This is a genomic window from Pontibacter toksunensis (genome assembly GCF_042686245.1).
Lineage (GTDB): Bacteria > Bacteroidota > Bacteroidia > Cytophagales > Hymenobacteraceae > Pontibacter > Pontibacter toksunensis.
Window position 1 is genome coordinate 26,650 of the sequence record NZ_JBHUOX010000030.1, and the last position, 24,521, is coordinate 51,170.

Genomic DNA, 24,521 nt, shown 5'->3' on the forward strand with positions numbered 1-24,521 from the left:
GAATTGCAGAACTTTAGCAACAAGCACAGGCTATTGAATGGCTGCTGGGCAATTCTTGATCAAGCTTTCATTTAGGCTGTGTACTTCTTATCTTGCGCCCCCACAACTTTTTGCAGGAACAAAAGAGAGATTATAAAAGAAGAGTATATGGAAGATAATCTCACCAACGAAGACAGGATGCATGGCTCTATTTTCGTGCTGCTCAAACGCTTCGTGGAGAGTTTGTACGGGTACAGCACATGGGTGAACCTGCTGGAAACGTCGGGCGTCAGGCATGCTCCCTACCATATGAACGAGATGTACCCCACCAGTGAAATCTTCGCTATTGTAGGGAAAGCCTCTGAACTGATGGGAATTCCACCGCACCAGATAATGGAAATGTACGGGGAGTCTCTTGTGCCTGACCTGCTGTTAATATACAAAAAGTACATGCGCCCGGAGTGGCGCACCTACGACATGCTGCTTAACACAGAAAAGACTGTGCATGCTGCCGTCAGGAAAGAGGACGGCAGGACATCTCCGCCCATGCTACTGGTGACAAAGAAGGGGGAGAGACAGTTGATAGTGGATTACCACTCTAAGCGCAGGATGGGTGGAGTAGCCGTGGGCATAATCAAGGGCATCGCCAGGTACTATGACGAAAGCGACAAAGTAGAGGTCACGCTCATGACGCCGATAGGAGAGGAGAGAGTTCAGATAGTAGTGGATTTCCCGCGGCTGGTTTAGTATGCGCTTTTCTAAAAACAGCCTGAGGCTTCTCCGGTAAGAATGGTGCGTTTGCCCCTTACCACCTCTTTTATTTGACGTTTCCTCTGTTGAGGCGTATATGCCTGAACTCATCAGGGGGTGAGATGTGAAAGAGGGGAACGCCGACAAATCAGGTAATAGCCTGCTGCAACTTCATTGCTTTTGCAGGAACAAGGCGAAGTTGCAGGAGAAGTTTCAGTGGATAAAGGAGAAGATGAAAGAGTGACCTGAACTCTGAGTGGCAGTATAAGAACACCTTTTTGTTTTAATCGTCAGAAATCATTTCAAAATACAACATGGCACTCTTCATGGAAGACAATAACACATTTGGTAGTAACTTTATGGAACAGGTGGCCCAACAGTTCGGGCAGGTGTATTTCAGCTATGACACCAGCAGCAGCGTCTTTACCCATATCGCCCCTGCATTCGAACAGCTTTGGGGGATAAAGCCCGCAGACGTGACCAATCCTGTTGCTTTGCTGTCTTACGTTCATGAAGATGACCGGGAGTTCCTGTCCCACCAGTACCAGAAGCTGAAGATTACGCGGGAGCAGGTTCAAGCGGAGTTCAGAATCGTGCAGGCTGACCAGCGCATCAAGTGGATTCGCCTTTCTGCCTGCTATTTAAGAAGTGAGGAGTGCCCTCAGCACCTGATTGGGGGGTATGCAGAGAACATCACAGAGGAAAAAGAGTACGCTCATAACCTCTTGAAGTACAACAACAAAAAGAACTCTACCCTGGAGATACTCTCTCATGACCTGGCTGCCCCCTTCGCCAACATACAAAGTGCCATCCATGCCCTCGAAGAGCAGATAAAACCGGAAGACCCGGACACCCGCAAATTAATAGAATTCATCCGGCAGGATGCCATCAAAGGCTCTGACATGATTCGGGACTTCGTGGACAACGAGTTCCTGGAATCCTCGCAGGTGGTGCTGCACAAAGAGCAGATGGATGTAGCCAACAGCATCTCTATCATGATGGATAATTACAAGGAGCGGGAAAAGCTGATAGACAAACATTTCAGCCTCATATCCCCTGAAAAGCCTGTATACCTCTACGTAGACACAATGAAGTTCATGCAGTGCATGAACAACCTGGTAAGCAATGCAATTAAATTCACCCACGACAATGGCCGCATCACCGTGTCGGTGGAAGAAAAGGAAGACCACGTGCTGCTGACGGTGGCTGACAACGGCATCGGCATTCCGCCAAAGATGCAGCCTTACCTGTTCGACAGGTTCACGAAAGCACGGAGGGAGGGCTTGCGGGGAGAAAAGACAACAGGCCTTGGCATGTCCATCATCCATACAATTATAGATCTGCACGGGGGGAAGATAAATTTCAAAAGCCAGGAGAATGCCGGCACTACTTTTTATATCCTGATGCCGAAAGAGTAGAGGCCCCGGAGCCGCCGGTTACGCCATGATGCTCCGAAGCTTGTCTTTAGTGAGCGGCTTGTGGAGAAAAGCGGCTGCCGGACTCTTGGCTGCCTTTTCCCTGTCCCATGGGCTTTGAGAACTGCTGAGCAGCACAATCCTGGTGTCGGTGAGGTTCATGTTCAGCTTAACGAGTTCTTCCATAAAAGTAAATCCATCCATTAACGGCATCTTGATGTCCAGCAGGATAAGCTGCGGAAGCCGCCCCTGCGAAGCTGCCTCTCTAATATGTGTCAGCCCCTGTGCTCCGTTGTAGGCAATTTCTACCTGCTTTCCTATTCCCACACTGCTAAGCAGCCGCTTTGTCAGGAAAACGAAGTTTATGTCGTCATCTATCACTAAAACTCTTTCAACTTGTTTCATACAGTTTGGGTGAGCTGATTTTTAAAAAAAGTGTTTAAGATGTTATACCCATCTGTCCAGAATCTGGAGGGGCAAATGAATGCAGGGGCAGTGGTAAATGGCGGTTACTGTTGCCCCTTGAGATACACCTTAAAGCAGGTGCCTTTTCCCAGCGTGCTCTCCACCTTAATCTTACCCCCGGTATCCTCCACCATTCTCTTCACAATGAACAGACCCAGACCTGTCCCTTTCACATCCTTCCTTAGCCTGGTATAACGCTCAAATATTGCCTCCTGCATCCCTTCCTCTATGCCACGCCCGTTGTCGCTGACGGAGAGCAGCGTGTACGTACCTGCCTTTTCTGTTGTGATGCATATCGCTGGTGCCCTGTCCGGTGCTCTGTACTTAATGGCGTTGCTCAGCAGGTTATAGATGATGCTCCTGACATTCTTGCGGGAGAGGTTAATCTCTGTTTCCTTTAATTCACATCTTACCTGCGCACCAGTTTTATGAATCTTATCCGTCAGGGCAAGTTGGGCATCCTCAATCAGGTTCCCAAAGTTCACCCGCTCTGCCTCCCTGGCGAAATTGGTGTCACTGTCCTTTATGTCTGAGAGTTCCGCGACCGTCCTGCGGAGGTTGTCCAGGGACAGGCTCAGCAGGCTCAATAGCTCCTGTGTGTTTTCTTCACTGCCGGATGTAGCCTTCAGCAAGCCAATCAGACTCTTCATATTAGAAAGCGGCCCTTTGATGTCGTGCGAAATACTGTAGATGATGTTCTCATACGTCTTGTTGAGCTTCTCATACTCCTGCAGCACCTCAACGCGGTCGTTGATGTCTATGAAGGTGATGATGACGCCATTGGTTCTGTTCTCTTTCCGGATGATGTAGGGCAGGATGTTCATCTGGTACCACTTTCTGTCGGTCGTCTGGATATCTTTTTCCAGGTCCTTGCTGCTTCCAATAACCTCTTTTATGTTCTCGATGATGGTTGGGAAACGGATGTTACTGGAAAGTTCGTCTATGTGCCTGCCAATGCCGGCCGGGTCTAGCTTAAAGTGCGTCATGGCAGGAGGGGTGAACTTGCGGAGTATCAGATTGGCATCTACAAAAAGCTGCGGAATGGTGGTGTTGCTGAAATAGTTCTCCAACTCATCGTTCAGATCAATAAGCTTTTTTTGTGATTCAGTCTTTTTGGCTGGTTGTCCCATGGAAAGAGAATTTGTACTTATGTTTCTAAATATACATAGAATAATGAAAAAATATACTGCTGCTACTCAGGAGCCAGCAAACAGAATGTTTCCTGCTTTCCTTGCAGATGAGGTGCACACCAGCTCTTATAGAGCCAAAGCAGGTGCTGCGGCAGGTATGCGTACCGGAAAAAAATAACAGCAGCAGCGCCTTTCCTGAGCGGCAGGAATTTCTTGTTGCTCGCTATGGCAGAGCGGACCCTGGAAAAAATTAAATGTTAGTCAGGCTTTGACATGTGGCTGCCACCCAGGGAGATCTTCAGCTGACTAGTCTTCAGGCACAAACAAAATTGGCCTGTTTCCGTTTTTCAATGCATACATTAACTAACTATAGACTATGATTTCAGCAAAGGGATATGCCGCTTATGATCCTGTTCAGCCGTTAGCGCCTTATGATTTTGAACGGCGTGACGTTGGAGCGCACGATGTGATGATAGAAATCCTGTTCTGCGGTGTCTGCCACTCAGACCTGCATACGGTCAGAAGTGAATGGGGTGGGGCCATGTATCCTGTCGTGCCCGGCCATGAGATAGTGGGGCGGGTCGTGCAAGTGGGAACGCAAGTAAACAGGTTTCAGGTGGGCGAAACGGCCGGCGTAGGCTGTATGGTAGATTCCTGCCGCTCCTGCTCCAGCTGCTCAGAGGGCCTGGAACAGTATTGTGAAGTAGGGTTTACTGCTACCTATAACAGTCCTGAACCTGGTATGGAAACGCCTACCTATGGCGGCTACTCGAACCGCATCATCGTGAGGGAAGACTTTGTGCTTAAGATACGGGAAGACCAGGACCTGGCGCGTGTTGCGCCGCTGCTGTGCGCCGGTATCACAACCTATTCCCCGCTTCGCGAGTGGAAGGTAGGAAAAGGCCATAAACTGGCAGTGGTAGGCTTGGGAGGCTTAGGCCACATGGCTGTGAAACTAGCTGCCTCCATGGGCGCTGAAGTTACTGTTTTAAGCACATCACCGGAGAAAGAGGCCGACGCTACAAGTTTGGGAGCACACAAGTTTGTAGTTACCAGGGATGCAAAGGCTTTAGAGAAAGTAAAGAATTCGTTTGATTTCATCATCAACACGGTATCTGCGAAGGTAAGCCTGGACATGTACGCCAGCCTGCTGCGTCGTGACGGCACCATGATACTGCTGGGTGTTCCTCCGGAAGCACCCGAACTCCACGCCGCCACATTGATATTCGGCCGTCGACGCATTGCCGGCTCCCTGATAGGAGGGATTGCTGAGACCCAGGAGATGCTGGACTACTGTGCTGAGCATGATATCCTGTCGGATGTAGAGGTTATTCCGATAGACTACATTAACGAGGCTTACGAGCGCATGCTGAAAGGCGATGTGAAGTACCGGTTTGTGATTGACCTATCGACGCTCTAAAACCAGTCCTGCAAAACCACGAGAAGGGCTTACATTATATCTGTTTGAGAAATATCTTATTCAAAAACAAAAGCCTTTCTTCATTCGGAAGGCTTTTGTTTTTATAGCAGGTGCTCTTGCAAAACCTTTTCTATAAAATAACCTCACTAGCTTTGAAGCCGTTAACAGCGACGCCTTTTCTCTATATCTATGGGTAATGCGTAATCCGCTCGGTACTCTTTTAACTTTTGCATCAGCATCAAGTACGTTTATCGGCCTGGCTGCAAGTTGTATCAGATATGTTTGCTGTACAGTTATACCCCTTCACATAAAGCTACTTCCATAAAGCCAGGTCTTTTCTATTCGTCCGCACGGAGTGAATGAGTTTCCATTTTTTTGGCTGAACGTCTGGGAGCAGGCGTTCTCTGTTGTAAACGTTGCGGTACCGCGGGCTAGAGTGCCGGGTCATCTTTTTTAAATAAACCGAAACTTAATTATTGTGTAATAAGTATATAAGGATAAATATATATAAACTTAAAAATTTAGCGTATGTGCCGGATAGCTGCTGTATAGTTCAATGTAAAACTAGTTATCCATTTGTCAGGTAACTAATCATTCTGTTCAAAGTAAAAGGCCTTTTAGTTGCTTTGCTCAATTGTATGTGATATGCTTTTTAATTCTCTCGAGTTTCTTATCTTCTTCCCCACTGTAGTTCTCCTCTACTTCCTGTTCCCGTACCGCTACAGGTGGGCTGTGCTGCTCATTGCCAGCTATACTTTTTATATGTTCTGGCGCGTGGACTATGCCATTATTCTTGTTATCTCCACCTTAATAGACTACCTGTGCAGTAGGATGATGGACAGATACACAGAAGAAGGCAAGGCAAAGCGGAAGCCCTGGCTCTGGCTGAGCCTTTTGTCAAACTTAGGCATCCTCTTCACTTTCAAATACTACAACTTCTTCAGCAGCGCTGCCCACGACCTGGCAGAGGTTTTAGGGGTGGGCTATGCTGCCCCTGCCTTTGAGTTGCTCCTGCCCATGGGAATTTCCTTTTATACCTTTCAAACCATGAGCTACTCCATCGACGTGTACTATGGCAGAATAAAGGCCGAGAAGCACCTGGGTATCTTTGCACTTTTCGTTACTTTCTTCCCTCAGCTAGTGGCAGGACCTATTGAAAGAGCAGGAAACCTGCTGGGCCAACTCAGGGAGAAACATGATTTTGATTATCATCGTGTAACGAACGGGCTAAAGCTCATGGCCTGGGGTCTGTTCAAGAAAGTTGTTATTGCAGACCGCTTGGCCGTGATGGTGAACCAAGTGTACAACAACCCGACAGACTATGAGGGCATTCCTCTTATTCTGGCAACCGTCTTCTTTGCTTTCCAGATTTACTGTGACTTCTCGGGTTATACAGACATAGCTATCGGTTCTGCCCAGGTAATGGGCTTCAGGTTAATGGAGAACTTCAGGAGGCCATACTTTTCCAGGTCCATCAGGGAGTTCTGGGGCCGCTGGCACATCTCCCTGTCTACTTGGTTCCGGGACTATTTGTATATTCCACTGGGTGGAAACCGTGTGGTGAAGTGGCGCTGGTACTATAACCTCTTCCTTGTTTTCTTGGTAAGCGGGCTATGGCACGGAGCCAACTGGACTTTTATGGTGTGGGGTGCACTGCATGGCTTCTATCAGGTGTTTGGCTTTTTAACAGCAGATAAACGAAGTGAACTGGTGAAACAATTCAGGCTTGATTCAAATAAAAGCTTCTACAGCTTCCTGCAGGTCGCGACTACATTTTCCCTGGTCTGTTTAGCCTGGATATTCTTTCGGGCAAACAGTGTCTCTGATGCCTTGTATATCTCTACCCACATGTTCACCGGGATGTCAGAATCATTGAGCGAGATGCTGACAAATGAAAGAGGCCTGAGGAGAGCGTGGGTTATGTTCAGCCAAGCAGACCACGTCTTTATATTGAGCTGTATGGCACTAGTTGTGTTCGTTATGCTGGAGTTGCTTTCTGAAACAGGCTGGAAAATAGACATGTCCAAGCACAATGCAATAGTAAGAACTACTGCTTATGGGGTGGGGGCGGCTCTTATATTATTAACGGGTCGTTTCGTTGATGCTGAATTTATTTACTTTCAGTTTTAGGAAAATGAAAAGAAAGTTTTTACTTAAGATACTTGGCGTAGGGTTAGCTACAGCTTTAGCTTACTTCGGTATAATATTCCTGATGCTTGCCATAGGAAAAGTAAATTGGCTGCCCAATGCCAGGTATACACATGGCGGGTATGGCCATACTCTTGTCAAACTACAGGAGGCAAAGCAGGTTCAGGGTGTAGACATGTTGTTTATCGGATCATCCCATGTGTACAGAGGCTTTGACCCCAGGATATTTAACCAGCACAACATACGGACGTTTAACTTAGGTACTCCATCTCAAACACCCTTTGTTTCATATTATCTTTTGAAGGAACACCTTCCTGCAATCAATCCCAGATACGTGGTGATGGACTTATACTGGAATGTGTTGTCTATGCCTGCCACAGAGGCTGGAGCCGATGTTATCTCGAACTCTGAAATAAGAGGAACTCTTCTGGACATGGTGTGGGAGAGCCGGGACATAGTGCTGCTGAATAGCTTTCTGATAAGTTATATCAATCAGATGATATCTCCACTGGACACCAGTGCACAGAAAGAAATTCTTAGCGATGAGTATATAGGTGCAGGTTATGTAGCATCTAAAATGGATAGGAATCTAATGAGCGATATAGAACTGGCGCATCAGCCCAAGTACCGCTTTACACCCAATAAACTACAGGTAAATCATCTGAAAAAGATTATTAACCTCTGCAAAAAACATAATGTGGAGCTGATATTTGTTGTTACTCCTGTCACAAAAGAATACTTCAATTCGGTACAGAACTACCAGGAGTTTACAGATTTGGCAGGGGGTATAGCTTCTGATTACAGCATACCGTTAATTGATTATAACACAGAAGAAGGACTCATTTTAGATTCGCAAAGCGACTTCTATGACAAGGACCACTTAAGCCAGGCAGGTGTGGAAAAATTCAACGCTGCTTTCATCAAGAAGTTTTACGATGATTTATATTTAAATAACACTAGCGCATTAAATCAATAAGTTGATTTGTTGCTAGTTCCTTCTGCTCGAGCCTCCAGGGCAATCAACGGCGGCCCTGGTAAAAATTCAGGCTGCTTTTTTCTCCAGTTGACAGTAATCCAAGTCGCCGCAGAGATGTTCGGCAATCTGGGTTTCTCTTGACTGCCCTTTCCCTCATTCCAATTGACTTTGTGTAAACCTATACCTGTGATAAGGCTACTTAAGTCTTGTTGTGCAGGTAATTTAATCATCTAAAACAGCATTTTGGGATGATGCCTTATTTATGCTTCCCTTCATGATGGAGGCACAATGAGTTCTTTTGTCTTCATTCCCTGTCTCTATATCCCTCACAATAATTCATAAATTCCTGTATATATAAATTAAAATTTTAATTGATTCATTTATATTATCATTAAAAAATTAATTTATATTTACACAAATACTTTTATTAATACCACTATATAGTAGATATCATTCCTCTTATATAGTATACCCATCAGAAATTTCTTCTATTCCTGTTTTTCTACTTGGATCCAGCCTAATACCTATGAACACTTATACTAAATTTTTTTTTATGCTTTTGCTTTCTATAGGATGCGTCTTAAAACTTCAGGCACAAACAAACGCGAAGCTTAAAGTAGGGAAAGCGTCAGAGGTCAAAGCGAAATTTGAAGCTAAAGCGAAGGGAAAGCAGGCTAAAGGTACCCATGCTCAGCTAAGTCAGAAAGTGACTCAGGGCCAGCTTGTTCTGAACTTAAAGCGCAGCAGAAAAGAAGGAACAGCAGACATTTTTTATGGTGACGTTGAAAATACAAAAGACGGCACATTTTACCTGAAAATTGTGGGCAATGACGTATCTGGTTCCATCATCTTAAAGGAGCAGAAAAAATACTATGATTATTCGTCCTCATCAGACGGCTCTGTTTATTTGGTAGAGAAGGATATTGACAAGATTCTGTGCATTGAATATCAGGAAAGCCCGGATAAAGTGGCTACATCTGATATGCCGGGCGGCACTGCGGTAGCAGCGGTGCCCGGGTTGGAGAGCCTGCCTGGTGCTGAAGCGGTTGTATTGCTGGATTTTGATGGTCAGACGGTAGGCAATACGTTGTGGAACTCCAGGTTTACCTATGGGGAACCCATTGTTGCAGCTCCAGCATTCCTCACGGATGCCGAAATGGTAGCGGTATGGAAAATGGTAAGTGAAGACTTTCGCCCCTTTGCTCTGAATGTAACTACAAATGAAGCAGTCTTTAACCGTGCGCCTGCAACCAGCCGGATGCGCGTGATTTTTACCCCTACTAATTACTTTTACCCTAATGCCGGAGGAGCTGCGTACGTAAACTCCTTTACCTTTGCCAGTACACATGGCGAAACGCCCGCGTTTGTGTGGAATGGGAGCATAAAAGGAGCAGGAGAGGCAGGCTCTCATGAAATAGGTCATACTTTAGGCCTGTCTCATGATGGAAGGAGCAACCCATATATCGAAGAATATTACTATGGGCACGAGGAATGGGCTCCAATCATGGGAGTAGGCTATTATAGCTCAGTCGTGCAATGGAGCAAAGGAGAATACCCATATGCCAGCAATACACAGGATGACCTTCAAATCATCACCACTCAAAATGGGTTCGGCTACAGGGGCGATGATCACGGCAACACCAGGGAGAATGCATCACCCCTGACCGTGGCTGGGAGTGGCCAGGTGTCGCCATCTGTCAACAAAGGAGTAGTCGCTACACGAACCGATGTGGATGTGTTTTCTTTCACCACCAGTGGAGGCCGTGTCATCCTGCAGGCAGAACCTGACCCCTCGTATCCGAACCTGGACATTTTGCTTACCCTTAAGAATTCTACCGGTGCCACCGTATCCACAGCAAACCCATCTACGCTTGCCGCCTCCTTTGATCAGACATTGGCAGCGGGCACCTACTATCTGGAGATAGATGGATCGAAGGGAGATCTCGGCGCTAACTCAGATTATGCCTCCCTTGGTGAGTACTTTGTTTCAGGCACTGTGCCGAGCAATGTTAGCCCCATAGTAAGCCTTACCTCTCCAACCAACGGGCAGCGCTTTACGGCTCCGGCCACCATTCATATGGCAGCGGACGCTTCCGACGCGGGCGGCAGTGTAACCAAGGTGGAGTTCTTTAACGGCAGCATTAAACTTGGCGAGGATCTTAACGCACCATATACCTACAACTGGGGCGGTGTTGCGGCAGGCTCTTACACTATTACGGCTAAGGCAACTGACAATTTAGGCGCTACCACCACCTCGGCTCCTGTGGCGGTGAGAGTAGATGGCAACTCGCCTCCGATAGTTCAGATCACCTCTCCAGGAAATAATCATACCCTCACGATTCCCCAAAACCCTATACATATTACAGTTAACGCTTCCGACGCGGACGGCAGAGTAGCCAAGGTGGAGTTCTTCAACGGTTCCACTAAGTTGGGCGAGGATTTCAGTGCCCCATACACCTATAGCTGGAGGCAACCACATACAGGCATCTACTACATCACAGCCCTGGCGACCGACAATACCGGTGCTAAAACAGTCTCTGATGCGATAAAGGTAACCGTTGTTAAGCCTGGAAAAGGCAACATGAAAGCAATCTCCAAAGCAAAGTTAGCCGCTGCTGCTACCGACGAAGAACTGGCGGAGCCGGTAATATACCCGAATCCAGTAACGGGTGATAACATGGTGAACATAAACTTGCCGGCTTATAACGCTGAAGCTAGCATTATGCTGCATGAACTGAGCACGGGAAGAAAATTATTCGAGAGAAGTTATAGTAACAGACAAGCTGTGCAGCTCGACGTTTCTGATTTGCCACGCGGAGTATATAGCCTTACAATAGTAGCAGAAGGCAGGATGTGGACAAAGAAGCTTGTTGTAATGCCGTAAACGTAAAGCTTCAGGCTTGCCTGGATAGCACAGATAAAGGCTCACTTTTGTGAAAGAACTGGCAAGGGTTCTAGGTAAATCTCCCATACCGGCCTCTTGAACCTGAAATCAAAAGTCCTGTGAAAATGATGAACTCACGGGCTTTCTCATTGCTATATTTCGGCTGTATAGCCGTCATAATAATTGCTGAAAGCTGTCCTGAACATCTTTGTCCAGGGCCAAATCTGCTGCCGACATACTTGTCCGCGTGTAGAGAAGATAAATGAAAGTGGTCTCCCATCAGCTTCAGGACTTCTTTGCCTTTCAAGGCTTCGGTTATCCAGGGGCTCCCGCAGCGCTGCATGCTTTTCCTGCGCTCTTTCCTTAGAAAAGACAGCAGCCACTCATTTTTTTATTCTTTTCGATGCTAATCCCCTTTAAAGTATCATTGTAATTGCTCCTGCTGACTTTGAACACCGCACATGTGTCTGGAAAACATCAGAAGAGCGTAATCTTTCCTATCTTGTTAATCAGGCAAGGCTTGATTCACTATATTTCTGACCTGCACAGAACTTCAGCCATGTTAACGTGCGGCGACCACTTATTGTAACATGATAACAGTTTCTTCAGAGATTAGCTTTACAGAGGTCTTAGACCTTTTAGGAACGTTTGCCTTTGCCGTAAGCGGCATAAGATTGGCTTCAGGCAAGAACATCGACTGGTTTGGAGCATACGTCATTGGTCTGGTAACAGCGATTGGAGGCGGAACCATCAGGGATCTGCTGCTGGATGTGAAACCTTTCTGGATGCTGGATGCTACGTACCTGCTCACAACAGGGGCAGCCTTACTTGCAGCCATACTCTTCAGGGATAAACTATTAAAGTTAGGAAACACATTGTTCCTGTTCGACACCATCGGGCTTGGGCTTTTCACTACTGTAGGAATAGCCAAGAGCCTAAATTCTGGGCTACCATTCTGGGTCTGTGTCACGATGGGTGCGATAACTGGAACCGCAGGTGGCGTCATCCGCGACGTGCTCCTCAATGAAGTGCCTTTGCTTTTCCGGAAAGACATATATGCGTTGCCATGCATAGCAGGCGGCATTGTGTTCTTTGTGTGCTACCAGTTTGACTTCCTGGTTCCTGTTGTGGAGCTGTTAGCTGCCACAACAGTGATTCTTACCAGGATAGTAGCTGTGAAATTTCATATCCAGTTACCTATTCTGAACCTTGAAGGGAAAGGCAGGAAGGAATAGCAGCATCAGCTTTTCACAGGAGAGGAAGGTAAGGCCCCTGCCACACATTGTTTCTGCCTGCCATTCCACCAGAAACAGGATTCATACTATTACACTGGATTAGCTAGTGCACTTACGCTGTCGGGGGTACGCTCGAGCGAGGAGTGCCTTTTGAAAAGGTTGCATTTAGATGAAGGCGTTATGATGAAATTGTGGCAAAACCGAAAATAGCGTTTGATTTATTCTTTTTGTAAAGTTTTTGCCATTTTGTTGCGAACACAAAAGCTTATCTTTAACATTGCATCATAATCGAGGTCCTTCTCCGGCTACAGCACAACGCAACACTCCTTGCGTCCTGCCGGAAGAGACTGAATTACCAGGTTCTTTAAATAGCGCCTGAACCTTAAAATGAACAGCTGCCAGTCCTATATCGCCACTTTACTTTTGGTGCTCTTTTGCAGGGTACTGGCACCTGAGGCTGCTATACTGGCGCTGCACCAGCACGAACACACAGACGACACATTCACTTCAGAAACCACTATTGGCAAAGCGCACCTGCATTGCGATGTGGCTGATTTCTGCAACAGTGAGTTCGCGCTTCCTGCGTTCTCTTCAGGGCTTGTAACAGCTCCCAAACCAGGCCTCTTCGTATCACCCTACAGTTTCGCCTGGAAATTTACCTTTCCCAACAACACCTACCTGCGTGGGCCTCCAATAGCGTAGCTACTCCTTTATTGCATCAAAACAGCCAGCACAATCCTGTGACAGGTCTTTTGCAACCATGTTCCTGGCTGTAAGAGGAAATTCTGTATTCCTGGCTGTTCCGTAACGCTGTTGCAGATGATGTTTCAGACCGCAACAGGTGAATCTGGTGCATTCTAAAGCAGGAAAAGCACGAAGTTTATTTTTTTCTTAGCCATGCCATACGTAAAGCCAGCAAAGCATTTCAAAGCTTGCCAAGCAGTGCTGTGGCCATACTTTCTTCTGCAAGCTGAGGCGACGCAAGAGGCAAAGTTTGCATTGGCCGGACTTTAAACTTTGCACCGCAAGGATTGGTGCCAACAGCGGTACTAATAACCTTCCTGTGCTTCCTGATATTTTCAACTTATCCGGCTACTTCTTTTCAATTTCATAATGAAGATGAAAATCTTATTCAGCTACTTTTTCTTATTAATTGCATTGTTAACCCATGGCGCGGCATCTGCACAGGTCAGGCCTTTTTCCTTCGCCGGTGAGCAAATAAGACCCGGCACCAGTCGGGCGTTTTTACTGCCGGTAAGCAGTGGGCAGGACAGCACGGTGATACCTGTTACTGTTTTCCATGGGAGCAAAAGCGGACCGGTACTGGGCATTACGGCAGGCATGCATGGCCTCGAATATGCGCCTATCATAGCTGCCCAGCAGCTCCCAAGGCACCTGGACCCTGCAAAAATGAAAGGAACAGTTCTTTTGGTGCACATGGCCAATGTGCCAGCATTTCTGCACAGAACTCTGATGATAAACCCGGTAGACGGCAAAAACCTGAACCGTGTTTTCCCTGGCAAGCCAAACGGAACCATGACAGAGTGTATCGCCCATATTCTCTCCAATGAGGTGATTGCGCGCAGCGACTATTTTGTTGACGTGCATGCCGGCGATGCTAACAATGACCTGAGGCCTTACTCAGGCTACTACAATTATTACGACATGCCGGAGGTGTCGGAAAAGGCCAGGAAAATGGCGGTGGCCCTGGGCTTTGACTTTATCGTGCAGTTCGGCAACGAGCAAACGCTGAAAGAGGAAGCTGTTTACTGCTCCCGTGAGGCCACCAAACGCAACATTCCGGCCGTGGACATTGAGTGCGGCAGGATGGGCATTGTGGAGGAGAAGCCGGTACTTCAAATTCATGATGCCTTGCTGAGCCTGATGCGCCACCTGCATATTCTGGAGGGGAAGCCAGCCTCCGTAAAAAACCCGGTGATGATAGCCCGGCGCACTTCTGTAGAGAGCGGGCACGAGGGGTTCTTTTACAGCGACATTTCCAGCGGCGACTACGTGAAAAAGGGGATGATGCTTGGCTACATCACCGACCTGTTCGGAAATCATGTGGCCGATGTCACCTGCCCGACAGACGGGGTTATACTCTACAAGACATTCAACCCACCTATAAAAAAAGGAGACGGCCTGTTTAGCATCGGGCACATACCCTAACCTTCAAACAAGAAAATGAGAAGCATGCATCCGGCTTTGTATAGCGGGCATAGCATGGCTTGTCACTACCAAATCAATCATATTAAAAGATATACATGTTTATTAATGCTGCTCCTGCTCCGGTTTGCTGCTGTGGCCCAAAACACAGGTTCCATCAGCGGACAGGTAACGGACAACAACGGAAACGGGATTGAAGGCATCACCCTTCTCCTGAAAGAAAACAGTCAGGTTGCAGTCACACAGCCTGATGGGGCTTATACAATCACTAACCTGCCCTTGGGGGAAATTACGGTTATTGTGAAAGGCCTGCTTTAAGGAGGAGATGCGGCAGGTGGTTTTAAACAAACTAGCTCCGCATGCCCATGTTGACTTTCACCTTAAAGCCATATCCAATGCGCTGCAGGAAGTGGAGGTGATGGGCCGGAAGGAAACCACCTATAAGAGCGAATACAGCTTTATCGGCACGAAAACGTCCAGCCTGGTGATAGATGTGCCACAGACTATTTCCACTGTCACCAAGGAGCTAATGGAAGACCAGCAGGCATTCAGGCTGAATGAGGTGGTGCAGAACGTGGCCGGTGTAAACCAGTACTCCAGCTATGATGACCTGACAGTGCGCGGGTTCCGGAACGGCTATGAGAGCGGCTTCCGTTTGGTAAATGGCCTTCGCTCGGGCTACAGCTACGGCAACGGCTTTTTCCGGGTGCCGCTTACAGTTAACCTGGAAAGGGTGGAGGTGCTGAAAGGCCCGGGTGCCGCCTTGTTTGGCGACATTAACCCAGGCGGCACCATCAACATGGTCACTAAAAAGCCGCTGGAGGAAAGCCGCAAGGCCCTAGGCTTCTTAATAGGCAGTTTTCAGACGATGCGGTCAACCTTGGATTTCACAGGACCGTTGAACGAGGACAAAACGATGCTGTACCGCCTTAACATAGGCTACGAAGACACCAAAACCTTCCGGGACGTGAACGACCGGAATTCACTTATAATTGCGCCAACGGTTACCTTCCGCCCCACAGATTACACCACCATCAACGCGGAAGTGGTGTACAGCAGCTTCAACGGGTACCTGGACCGCGGGCTACCTATACAAGGCGGAGACTTATATGCGCTTCCCTTCTCGTTTGCCCTGAACCAGCCCAACGACCATTTCATCGTATATGACCTGTCGCTGAATGCATCGCTGAACCATAAAATCAATGACAGGCTATCGTTTAATGCTGCCTACATGAAGTTTGCTTATGCAGAGGACATCCGGGAGCACCGCACGTTGAACACTTTTGCCGATGCGCCGCTGAACACGGTGATGAACCTGCGTTACTTTGAGCGGCGGGCCAAAGAGTATACCGACAACCTTTCGGCTTACTTCTCTCTGGCGCAGCATACGGGACGAATCAGCCATAAAATAGCGCTCGGAGCTGATTACGTGAAGTTCGATACAGACAAAAACAGCACCATGTTTGAGGCGCGTCAGCAGCTGATAAATGGCGAGGCGGTACCCTTGACGTTTGACCTGAAAAACCCGGTGTACGAGCTGAAGAACGCCAGCAGTTATATCCGTCGTCCGGTACCGCAGTTCTTTATCGATTACAACAACAATGTATACCATACCACCGGACTGTATGTGCAGGACCAAATGGAGGTGACGGAGCGGCTGGGCTTGCTGCTGGGCCTGCGTTACGAGATGTTCCGGGATGAGCGGGACTACGGAGACGGGGAGGAAACGATCCGGCAGAATGTGCTGCTGCCACGGGTGGGGGTAACATACTCGCTGCGCGAAAACCTGAATTACTTTGCCAGCTACAGCCAGGGCTTCAGACCAGTCAATCCACAGTACATCAGGTACCCGGAGCGCTACGGCAGAAGCGAGCCCTTTCAAAACGAATCCAGCTACCAGGTGGAGACAGGGCTGAAAGGGGAGTTCTTCCGGAAAGCTTTGTATGCCACGGTGTCGGTATACCAGATTGAGAAGCAGAATACCCTTGTCAATACATTTCAGCTGACGGAGGAAGGAAATCCCATCTACCGGCAGAACGGCAGAACAAGGTCGCAGGGGGCGGAACTGGAACTGGTAGGAAACCTGATGCCTAACTTCAGCCTTAACGCCAACTATGCCTTCAACCACACAGAAGTGCTGCAAGCCGATTTAAGTGCTGAGAATGGAATGATGGCTGCCAACGCTCCAAAGCATTCGGCGGGGCTTTGGGCAAAATACACATTCATCGTCCCTGCTTTAAGAGGCATTGGTGTGGCAGTGGGTGGCAGCCACGTCAGCCGCCGGCGCATGGAGGTGCAGGTAAACCAGGTAAACACAGGCGAACTGATGTGGGACTACTGGCCTGCATATATTGTGGCCAATGCAGCGCTTTTCTACAACGTCAATAAGTTTAAGTTCAGTTTTAACCTGAACAACGTGCTGGATGCGCAATACTTTGTCGGAGGATACGATTACTTCCGCTCAAGCCCGGGAGCTACACGCAATTTCATGACAACTATTGGCTATACTTTCTGATGGAGTAGCTTTCAAATCAAATCACATTATCAAGCAACTTAAAAATTATTAAATGGATATTATCCTAGAAGCAAAGCAACTCAGAAAAGCTTACCAGGACAAGCTGGCGCTGAAGGGCCTGAACCTGCAAATACGGGCCGGTGAAATTTTCTGCCTGCTGGGGCAGAACGGCGCGGGGAAATCAACCACCATCAACCTGTTTCTGGGGTTTATCACGCCTACCTCGGGCGCGGCCTACATAAACGGATTGGAAGTAGCTAGAAATATTACGGAAGTAAAAAAGTACCTGGCTTACATACCCGAGAACGTGATGCTGTACCCCAACCTGACGGGGCTGGAGAACCTGGCCTTGTTCAGCAGCCTGGCAGGGTTTGATTACTCAAAAGATGAACTGATGTACTACCTGGTGCAGGCAGGCTTGCCTGCAGAAGCCGCCAGCCGCAGGGTGGGAGGTTACTCCAAAGGTATGCGCCAGAAGGTGGGCATTGCCATTGCGGTGGCCAAACACGCCAGGGTGCTGCTGCTCGACGAGCCAACCTCAGGCCTCGACCCGAAGGCGAGCAACGAATTTTCAGAGCTGCTGCTGCAGCTTAGCGACGCAGGCACCGGCATCTTTATGGCCACGCATGATATTTTCCGGTCAAAGGAAGTGGGCACAAGAGTCGGCATTATGCGGGAGGGTGAGCTGGTGGAGGTGTTGCCTGCCGCCGACCTGGAGGCAAACGAGCTGGAAAAATTATACCTGAACCACATGCATATATAAGTATGGTAAAAAGTATCGCAAAGAAAGAATTCATCAGCACCCTCCGCGACAGCCGCTTTATGGCCTTAAGCGTCATCGTGCTGCTGCTGTTGCTCGCTGCCACCATCGTGGGGCTGCACAGCTATAAGACTTTACAGGCCGAGCGCGACGTGGCACAGGAAACAGTAAACAACCAGTTCGCCAATGCCGCAGACCGCCACCCGCACCGCATGGCGCACTATGGCTCCTATGCTTTCCGGCCAATGTCCAGCATCAGCTTCCTGGATTTCGGTATGGATTCCTATACAGGGTCCTCCGTGTACATGGAGGCGCACCGTCAGAACAGCGCCAACTTCAGCCAGGCGCAACAGTCTTCTTCGCTCATCCGGTTTGGTGAGATGACAGTGGCTTTTGTGCTGCAGATGCTCATTCCGCTGCTCATTATTTTCCTGTGCTTCGGAGCCTTTACGCAGGAGAAAGAGACAGGTACTTTAAAGATTCTGCTGAGCCAGGGTATAGCGCTCCGGCAGGTGGCCTGGTCCAAGATAGCAGGCTATAGTAAAGTGGTGGCGCTGGTGGTGGCACCTGCTTTAGTGTTGGCCAGCCTGCTGCTGTTTGGCAGAGGCGGCTTCGAACTGGGAGGGGATGTAGTGGTCAGGCTGCTGCTGTTTATGGTCTTTTACCTGGTCTACTTTTTTATTTTTATTGTGCTGTCGGTGGTGGTGTCGGCGCTTCACTAGCGTTCCAGTACAGCGCTTGTCACCTTGCTGGGTATCTGGATTCTCTTCTGTGTCATTACGCCAAAGGCCGCAGCCAACCTAGGAGCGAATTTATACACCACTCCCACCAAAGCACAGATGGAGGCCGATGTGCATGAGGAAGTGGCCAAGGGCATAGACGGACATAACTCGCAGGATGAACGGGCGGAGGCCCTGAAACAAGAGCTTTTGAAGAAGTATAAGGTGCAGACACCGGAGGAGTTGCCCGTGAACTTCGACGGTATTTTGATGGCAGTAGGAGAGGAGCAGAGCAGCCATGTATTTCAGGAGCATTTCGTAGAGCTGACAGGCACCTTTGAGAAACAGAACAGTATCTCGGAATATGCAGGCTTGTTGAACCCTTACCTGGCCGTGCGCCACTTATCCATGGGCATGGCGGGCTCCGATTTCAGCCATTACATACATTTCCAGAAGATGGCCGAGCAGTACCGCTACAATCAATCCCAAAAGCTGAACCACATTCAGGCTACACAGATAAAGTACGGCGACAAAGAAACGCGCCTGAGCGGCGAGACCTGGAAAGCTTTTACCCCTTTCACTTATGAAACGCCGCCTGCGGAATGGGCGCTCGGCAACCACATAGTATCCATAGCTGGCATGCTGCTGTGGCTGGTGCTGGTGAGCACAGTGGGAACTAGGCTGATTGACAAAACAAAAATTGCTTAAACGATGAGGACTTTCCGGATACTGATAAAATACGAATGGCTCAACTTCAGGGCTGATAAGGGGCTGCTGATTCTGACGGCCCTCACTCTGTTCGCAGGCCTGTACGGTATTTATTACGGCACCACAGAAATAGAAAGGCAGCGGGAAAACATAGCGGCCCTGGATGTGCTGACGGAGCATAACGTGGAAGAGATGAAGGTGAAATTCCCGGGGGATGCCGACGCAGGTGACATTGGTTACTACCACTCCACCTTTGCCGTAAATCACCCGGACTCCTGGGCCAGCCTCTCCATGGGCCAGCGCGACGTGAACCCTTACTACCTGAAACTGCGCCTGCTCAACCTGCAGTCGCAGTTGTACGACACAGAGAACATCAACCCGCTCAAAGTACTGTCCGGTAACTTTGACCTGGCTTTTGTGCTGGTGTACCTGTTTCCTTTGCTCATCATCGGACTTTGCTTTAACATCCTCTCAGCGGAGAAGGAGCAGGGAACGTTGCCCCTGTTGCTGTCGCAGCCTGTAGGTTTGCCTATGGTAGTGGGAGCCAAGCTGACATTCCGGCTGTTGCTCGTGCTGGGGCTGGCGCTGCTGCTTTCGGTAACAGCCATAGTATGGGGGCAGGTAGTGCCCGATGTGCGGGTAGGCATGTGGCTGGCGGTGGTGCTGCTTTACTGCCTCTTCTGGTTTGGCGTGGCCTACCTGGTGGCAGCGCTGCAGAAGAACTCAGCTTTCAACGCCGTAACCTTGTTGGGCGTGTGGCTGCTGCTGACCATTATTATACCAGCCCTGTTGAATGTGTATGTGGCCGTGAAGCAGCCTGTGCCGCAGGCACTGGAGTTAACCATCAAACAGCGCGAGGTGGTGCATGGGGGGTGGGATAAACCAAAGCGGGAAACAATGAACAAGTTCTTCGCCCTGTACCCGCAATGGGCCGACACTACTGAGATTCAGGGGCGCTTTGCCTGGCGCTGGTACTATGCTTTTCAGCACCTAGGTGACGTGGCGGTGGAGGACCTGGCAAGGGATTACCAGCTGAGCCTGCAGGCACGGCATCAGTTGGTAGCGCAACTGAATGTGCTGTCGGTGCCCGTGAATGTGCAGGGTATTTTTAATGCCATGGCAGGCTCAGACCTGCCGTCACACCTGGCTTTCCTGCAGAGTGCTACCCGACACCACGATTCGCTCCGGCAGTATTATTACCCTTTCCTCTTTAACCAGGTAGCTTTCACGCATGCCGATTACGAGAGAGAGCCAAGGCATACTTTTACAAGTACACCTGATTTTGCTACTGCTCTCAGCGGGCTTGTAAAACTATTCTTGAGCGTGCTGCTGGTGTTTGCCGTAGGTTTTTTGCTTTTCAGGGTGAAGGTAGCAGGGAGGAGTTCAGTGGCCATCGCCTGAAAGAGGCGTATTAAATCAATAACTAAAAATCTGTCTATCAGAAGCCTTTTGCTTTAGGTGAGAAGACCATTTATACCCAAGTTGTTTTGTGGCACTGCTACTTCAGTAGCAGTGCCACAAACCTTACCGGGCTTTCACCAGCTTATACTGCCTTGCCTCCCTGCCTGTGCTTACCTGCAGGATATATACGCCAGTAGCAAAGTCTTTCCCGAGCGAGAGGGGCTTATCAGCCGCTATGTCCTCCCGGTGCCACACTTCCCTACCGCTTACATCGTACACTTTCAGGCTGTACTTCTCTTCCTTCTTACCGTGCAACTGCAGCGTTACCTCCTCTTCGAAAGGATTCGGATAGTAGCTGATGAGCAAGCTTTCTGACCCCGGCTCGCTTCCAGATACTACCTGTGCGGAGGCAGCCTGGCTCTGCAGTACAGGCGAAAGCCTGCTGCCCGGTATGGGCGCCTCTATTGCACCACTCGGCAGCTGCCAGGCCACCGCCAGGTTGTCGAGACCCCAGTCTTCCTTGTGCAGGGCCTCGATGTAGTAGCGCTTACCTGCCTCCAGCCACACTTCCACAGATTTCTGCGAGGCGTACTTGTCCCACTGCCGGGGGTACGTCCAGCCTGATACAGAGGCAATCTTCACTTTGTCTGCAGGGTTGTCGGTGGTGCTCAGCCATAGCTCAGACTTATCATCTGATGCCAGGTAAAAGGTATAGTTGCCAGAAACTGGCGCACAGATATAGCCTCTGAGCCGCTGCCCATAGTTGTCAGCAACATTGACGGGTGCTTCGAATGAGGAAAGCTGGGAAGTGAAGGTAGGCACACTGGAAACAGGTATGGATGCAGTGGACTCACCACGCACATTTTCCCAATATTCTCTTAGGATGCTTCCCGTTGCAGTGCAGTTAGCTATTGCTGTGTTGACCACTGTAAACGTGATTGTTTTAGCAGTCCCGACTGTTCCTGTTGCGCCAGCACCGGAAAAGGGTGTTCCTGTAAGCGTATGGCTTCCTTCATGGAGTGCCCAGGGTAAATAATCAGCATTTCCCTGGTCTCCACCAATGCAGTATGGTGAAAAGCTTTCGGTTCTGTAGTTCTCTGTGCCATCAAACGAAAAACGGACACTCCCCACATTAGCAGGGGTGGTGTTAGCGCGAATGTTCAGGTTTTGAGTGGGAAGATCAGCCAGATTGAGTGTAGCACCCGTTGCAATGGGATCATAGCCCGCAATGGGCTGGTCTGTATCAGCATTCATCAGTGTAAAGCCGCTAAGCTCCTGGCTTCTGTCCGGGCTATAGCTGGCAGTGTAAGTGGTGTTCACATCCGGGACCGTTATTTTTCCGCCAGCAACTGTTCCAGGAGACCAGTTGCTGAACTGATACGATACGCCATCATAGGTCTGTGTTGGGAGAGCATGCAAAGGAATGGACATGCCGGATACAAAGTTCTGTGTGTAAGGTGTGGTTCTCGGCTGGTTGTTTAAGCTTAACGGTAGCCCCACGGGGCTGGTAGCAAGACTTACAGCAACTACCTTTGGAGTCAGATCTATATAGTTACTGTGCTTCAGGCCTTTCGAGTCAGTGACGGTAAGAATGAGCCGGTACCATACATTCACAGCCGTTTCTCCCTCGTCTGGTATAGTAAAGGTACCGCTTTTTACCCCACTCGCCACGGGTGGTCCATCGTGCTTGTGTGTGTCGTGGTGGAATTCTACCGACCAGCTAAAAGCACTTGCTGGCAAAGTGCCGTCTTCTGGGTCAGTTCCTGTTCCTGTAAAGGAAACTACGGTCCCTGCGCGGTACAGTGTTTGGTGAACCGGTGAAGTAACTTTAGCTGTTGGAGCGGCATTGTAAGTAGTAACGGTAAGAGTCGCTGCATTGCTGGTGACACTCCCCGCTTCATTGCTGACTAAAACCCGGTATTGTCCGGCACTAGCCGGGGTGGTGCTGGCAATAGTATAAGTAGCCCCCTTAGCGCCGGAAATGTTGGCGCCATTCTTTTGCCACTGGTAATTGAGCGGAGCCGTGCCTGACGCACTCACGCTGAAGGTGGCGGACTGCCCCTCCGTAACGGTAACGTCGGACGGCTGTCTGGTGATAGAAGGCGCACTTGTGTTTACGTAGATGATTTTGTAGAGAGCTCCGGCGCTGCGGCTGAGGTAATACAGGTTACCGTCATTGCCCAGTGTAAGACTGAGCGACTGGCCGGGTAGCCCGGAAGCGAACTTTGTTTGCACAGCTGTGCTGCCGGATATATCGATATAATTAATCCAGTTGCTGCAGTAGTCGTGGTAAAAGTACTTGCCGGTGTAGGTGGCCGGGTAGTTAGAGGTGGTAGGGTTGTAGAAAGCGCCTCCGGTAATGGCACATCCACTTTCAGTGTCGGACCTGCGATTGTAAGCATGAACAGGATTTTCATAAGCCGGATTGGTGCTGTTTCCTTCGGCACCTGGCCAGCCAAAATTCAACCCACCTGTGCTCGCATCATTGATTTCTTCCCAGCTGCCTTCTCCCACGTCGTTCACAAAAAACCGCCCGGTGCCTGTCTGAAAGGTAAAGGTGTATGGGTTTCTAAGTCCGAAAGCCCACACCCTTTTTCTCTGCTCCGTTCCGGAAGTAAAGGGATTTCCTGTCGGCACACTACCATCGGCATTAATTCGTAGCACTTTTCCATGGTAAGTGTCAAGTTCTTGTGCATTGGCGCTGTTAGCATTATCCCCCACGGCAATATAAAGCTTGCCATCCTTCCCGAATTGCAGCGCTCCTCCATTGTGATTGGTGGCGCTGCTCAGGGGGTCCAGTTCCAAAATTATCTTTTCACTACCAGCCAGAACAACATCACCATTTGCTGTAAAGCGGCTTACGCGGTTATGAATCGTTCCGGAGGAGACGGTGTAGTACAGGTAAATGAACTGATTAGATTTGAAATTTGGATCGAGTGCAATGCCAATTAAGCCCCTTTCACCGGAGGAGTTAACCTCTAACTGCATGAAGGGGGTTGCCAGCAGAGATCCGTTTTTAATTACACGCAAACGTCCACCCTGCTCAGCTATAAAAATCCTATCATCCGGCGCGAAGGCAAGTACTGTAGGCTTGCTGATGCCATCAGCAACACGTACCTGGCTAAAGCCGGAGGGAAAGGTTTGTGCGAATGAAGAAAAGGAAATAGATATGAAAGAAGTGAAGAGAAAAAGAAATGAATTTAAAAGGGGCCTTTCAAGCCTTTTGAAAATAGGTGCTGAAGGAAAATTTTTCATAAAAGTTTAGTCATATAGGTTTCTTGAAGATAGGAGAATAGTGAAACGTATAGGGTTGGATGTAAGCTGATTATGTATCAGATGCAGTTCTATTTTACGAGGGTGTCGCAGAATAGTGAGGTTGTGCTTACTACTAGTCAGGTGAAGATAGTGTTGTACTAAGGGAGGTTCTTTTTTGTAATCGCCCTATTCCTTTAGCCTGCATACTCTTTCGAGGGGATGAATGAGAAACTAAAATAAAATGTATGTTCTAAAATCTTACCTCTTTCCAGTCCAAATAATGAAAAATCAACCCACTGTAAATGAACCTTATTTTGGTTTGGCACCTCATCTTGTACAAAATCTTTTCAACATACTTATGATCTAAATTGAACAAAGCACATTTTCAAAAACAGGAAAAGGCTCCCCGGGATGAGGAGCCTTTAACAGGAGAATCATGTAATTGATAAGACAACAGAAAAACGAAAGCCGAGGCTTTCAGCTGTACTACAAGCAACCAGCCTTATGTTCATGCTTATTTTGCTTTGACTAATTTGTATTGCTTCGCCTCTTTGCCTGTACTCACTACCAGGATATACACTCCCGTGTTGAGCTC

The 24,521-nt window shown here is 48.7% G+C and carries 20 protein-coding genes; 17 read left to right on the top strand and 3 right to left on the bottom strand.

What is annotated here, in order from left to right; translation table 11 throughout:
* The first annotated feature begins 147 nt into the window (after positions 1-147).
* Positions 148-726 carry a heme NO-binding domain-containing protein gene (locus tag ACFS7Z_RS24210; RefSeq protein WP_377490921.1) on the top strand — a complete coding sequence of 193 codons (579 nt, stop codon included), beginning with the start codon at positions 148-150 and terminating at the stop codon, positions 724-726.
* A 317-nt stretch (positions 727-1,043) separates the two neighbouring features.
* Complete coding sequence (locus ACFS7Z_RS24215; protein ID WP_377490924.1) at positions 1,044-2,147, top strand: PAS domain-containing sensor histidine kinase; 1,104 nt, start codon at positions 1,044-1,046, stop codon at positions 2,145-2,147.
* Positions 2,148-2,165: 18 nt separating this feature from the next.
* Here ACFS7Z_RS24215 and ACFS7Z_RS24220 read toward each other — a convergent pair whose 3' ends face one another.
* Both ACFS7Z_RS24220 and ACFS7Z_RS24225 read right to left on the bottom strand, forming a co-directional pair.
* A complete protein-coding gene (locus ACFS7Z_RS24220; RefSeq protein ID WP_377490927.1) occupies positions 2,166-2,549 on the bottom strand; it encodes a response regulator in 384 nt (127 codons plus the stop codon).
* A 104-nt stretch (positions 2,550-2,653) separates the two neighbouring features.
* Positions 2,654-3,739, bottom strand: a complete 1,086-nt coding sequence (locus ACFS7Z_RS24225; RefSeq protein ID WP_377490930.1) for a sensor histidine kinase — start codon at positions 3,737-3,739, stop codon at positions 2,654-2,656.
* Here ACFS7Z_RS24225 and ACFS7Z_RS24230 point away from each other — a divergent pair.
* From ACFS7Z_RS24230 to ACFS7Z_RS24295, 14 genes are all read left to right on the top strand, one after another.
* Positions 3,738-3,917 (top strand): hypothetical protein, encoded by a 180-nt coding sequence (locus ACFS7Z_RS24230; RefSeq protein WP_377490933.1) that lies wholly within the window; start codon positions 3,738-3,740, stop codon positions 3,915-3,917. The genes ACFS7Z_RS24225 and ACFS7Z_RS24230 overlap by 2 nt on opposite strands.
* 198 nt (positions 3,918-4,115) lie before the next feature.
* The gene (locus ACFS7Z_RS24235) at positions 4,116-5,159 is read left to right on the top strand and encodes an NAD(P)-dependent alcohol dehydrogenase (protein WP_377490936.1); all 1,044 of its coding nucleotides are present in this window, start codon (positions 4,116-4,118) and stop codon (positions 5,157-5,159) included.
* Positions 5,160-5,804: 645 nt separating this feature from the next.
* On the top strand, positions 5,805-7,289 hold the full coding sequence (locus tag ACFS7Z_RS24240; RefSeq protein ID WP_377490939.1) for an MBOAT family O-acyltransferase: 1,485 nt from the start codon (positions 5,805-5,807) through the stop codon (positions 7,287-7,289).
* A gap of 4 nt (positions 7,290-7,293) precedes the next feature.
* Entirely contained in the window at positions 7,294-8,283 is a 990-nt protein-coding gene (locus ACFS7Z_RS24245) for a hypothetical protein (protein WP_377490942.1), read from the top strand.
* A 553-nt stretch (positions 8,284-8,836) separates the two neighbouring features.
* The gene (locus ACFS7Z_RS24250; RefSeq protein ID WP_377490945.1) at positions 8,837-11,167 is read left to right on the top strand and encodes an Ig-like domain-containing protein; all 2,331 of its coding nucleotides are present in this window, start codon (positions 8,837-8,839) and stop codon (positions 11,165-11,167) included.
* Positions 11,168-11,757: 590 nt separating this feature from the next.
* Complete coding sequence (locus ACFS7Z_RS24255) at positions 11,758-12,402, top strand: trimeric intracellular cation channel family protein (protein ID WP_377490948.1); 645 nt, start codon at positions 11,758-11,760, stop codon at positions 12,400-12,402.
* 387 nt (positions 12,403-12,789) lie between these two features.
* Positions 12,790-13,104 carry a hypothetical protein gene (locus tag ACFS7Z_RS24260; RefSeq protein ID WP_377490951.1) on the top strand — a complete coding sequence of 105 codons (315 nt, stop codon included), beginning with the start codon at positions 12,790-12,792 and terminating at the stop codon, positions 13,102-13,104.
* A 417-nt stretch (positions 13,105-13,521) separates the two neighbouring features.
* Entirely contained in the window at positions 13,522-14,571 is a 1,050-nt protein-coding gene (locus ACFS7Z_RS24265; protein WP_377490954.1) for a succinylglutamate desuccinylase/aspartoacylase family protein, read from the top strand.
* 105 nt (positions 14,572-14,676) lie between these two features.
* Positions 14,677-14,886, top strand: coding sequence for a carboxypeptidase regulatory-like domain-containing protein (locus tag ACFS7Z_RS24270; RefSeq protein ID WP_377490957.1), 210 nt, complete (start codon positions 14,677-14,679; stop codon positions 14,884-14,886).
* Positions 14,887-14,902: 16 nt separating this feature from the next.
* Positions 14,903-17,083 carry a TonB-dependent siderophore receptor gene (locus tag ACFS7Z_RS24275; RefSeq protein WP_377490960.1) on the top strand — a complete coding sequence of 727 codons (2,181 nt, stop codon included), beginning with the start codon at positions 14,903-14,905 and terminating at the stop codon, positions 17,081-17,083.
* Between the two features lie 52 nt (positions 17,084-17,135).
* Positions 17,136-17,846: an ABC transporter ATP-binding protein gene (locus ACFS7Z_RS24280; protein ID WP_377490963.1), complete on the top strand. Its 711-nt coding sequence runs from the start codon at positions 17,136-17,138 to the stop codon at positions 17,844-17,846.
* A 2-nt stretch (positions 17,847-17,848) separates the two neighbouring features.
* Positions 17,849-18,565: an ABC transporter permease gene (locus tag ACFS7Z_RS24285; protein WP_377490966.1), complete on the top strand. Its 717-nt coding sequence runs from the start codon at positions 17,849-17,851 to the stop codon at positions 18,563-18,565.
* A gap of 24 nt (positions 18,566-18,589) precedes the next feature.
* On the top strand, positions 18,590-19,270 hold the full coding sequence (locus ACFS7Z_RS24290) for a DUF3526 domain-containing protein (RefSeq protein WP_377490969.1): 681 nt from the start codon (positions 18,590-18,592) through the stop codon (positions 19,268-19,270).
* 3 nt (positions 19,271-19,273) lie between these two features.
* Complete coding sequence (locus ACFS7Z_RS24295; RefSeq protein ID WP_377490972.1) at positions 19,274-20,671, top strand: ABC transporter permease; 1,398 nt, start codon at positions 19,274-19,276, stop codon at positions 20,669-20,671.
* A gap of 123 nt (positions 20,672-20,794) precedes the next feature.
* On the opposite strand, the gene ACFS7Z_RS24300 is transcribed toward ACFS7Z_RS24295, so the two are convergent.
* Positions 20,795-23,770, bottom strand: a complete 2,976-nt coding sequence (locus ACFS7Z_RS24300) for a PQQ-dependent sugar dehydrogenase (RefSeq protein ID WP_377490975.1) — start codon at positions 23,768-23,770, stop codon at positions 20,795-20,797.
* Between ACFS7Z_RS24300 and ACFS7Z_RS24305 the strand changes: the two genes are divergently transcribed.
* Positions 23,658-23,936 (top strand): hypothetical protein, encoded by a 279-nt coding sequence (locus tag ACFS7Z_RS24305; protein ID WP_377490978.1) that lies wholly within the window; start codon positions 23,658-23,660, stop codon positions 23,934-23,936. The genes ACFS7Z_RS24300 and ACFS7Z_RS24305 overlap by 113 nt on opposite strands.
* Positions 23,937-24,521 lie beyond the last annotated feature (585 nt).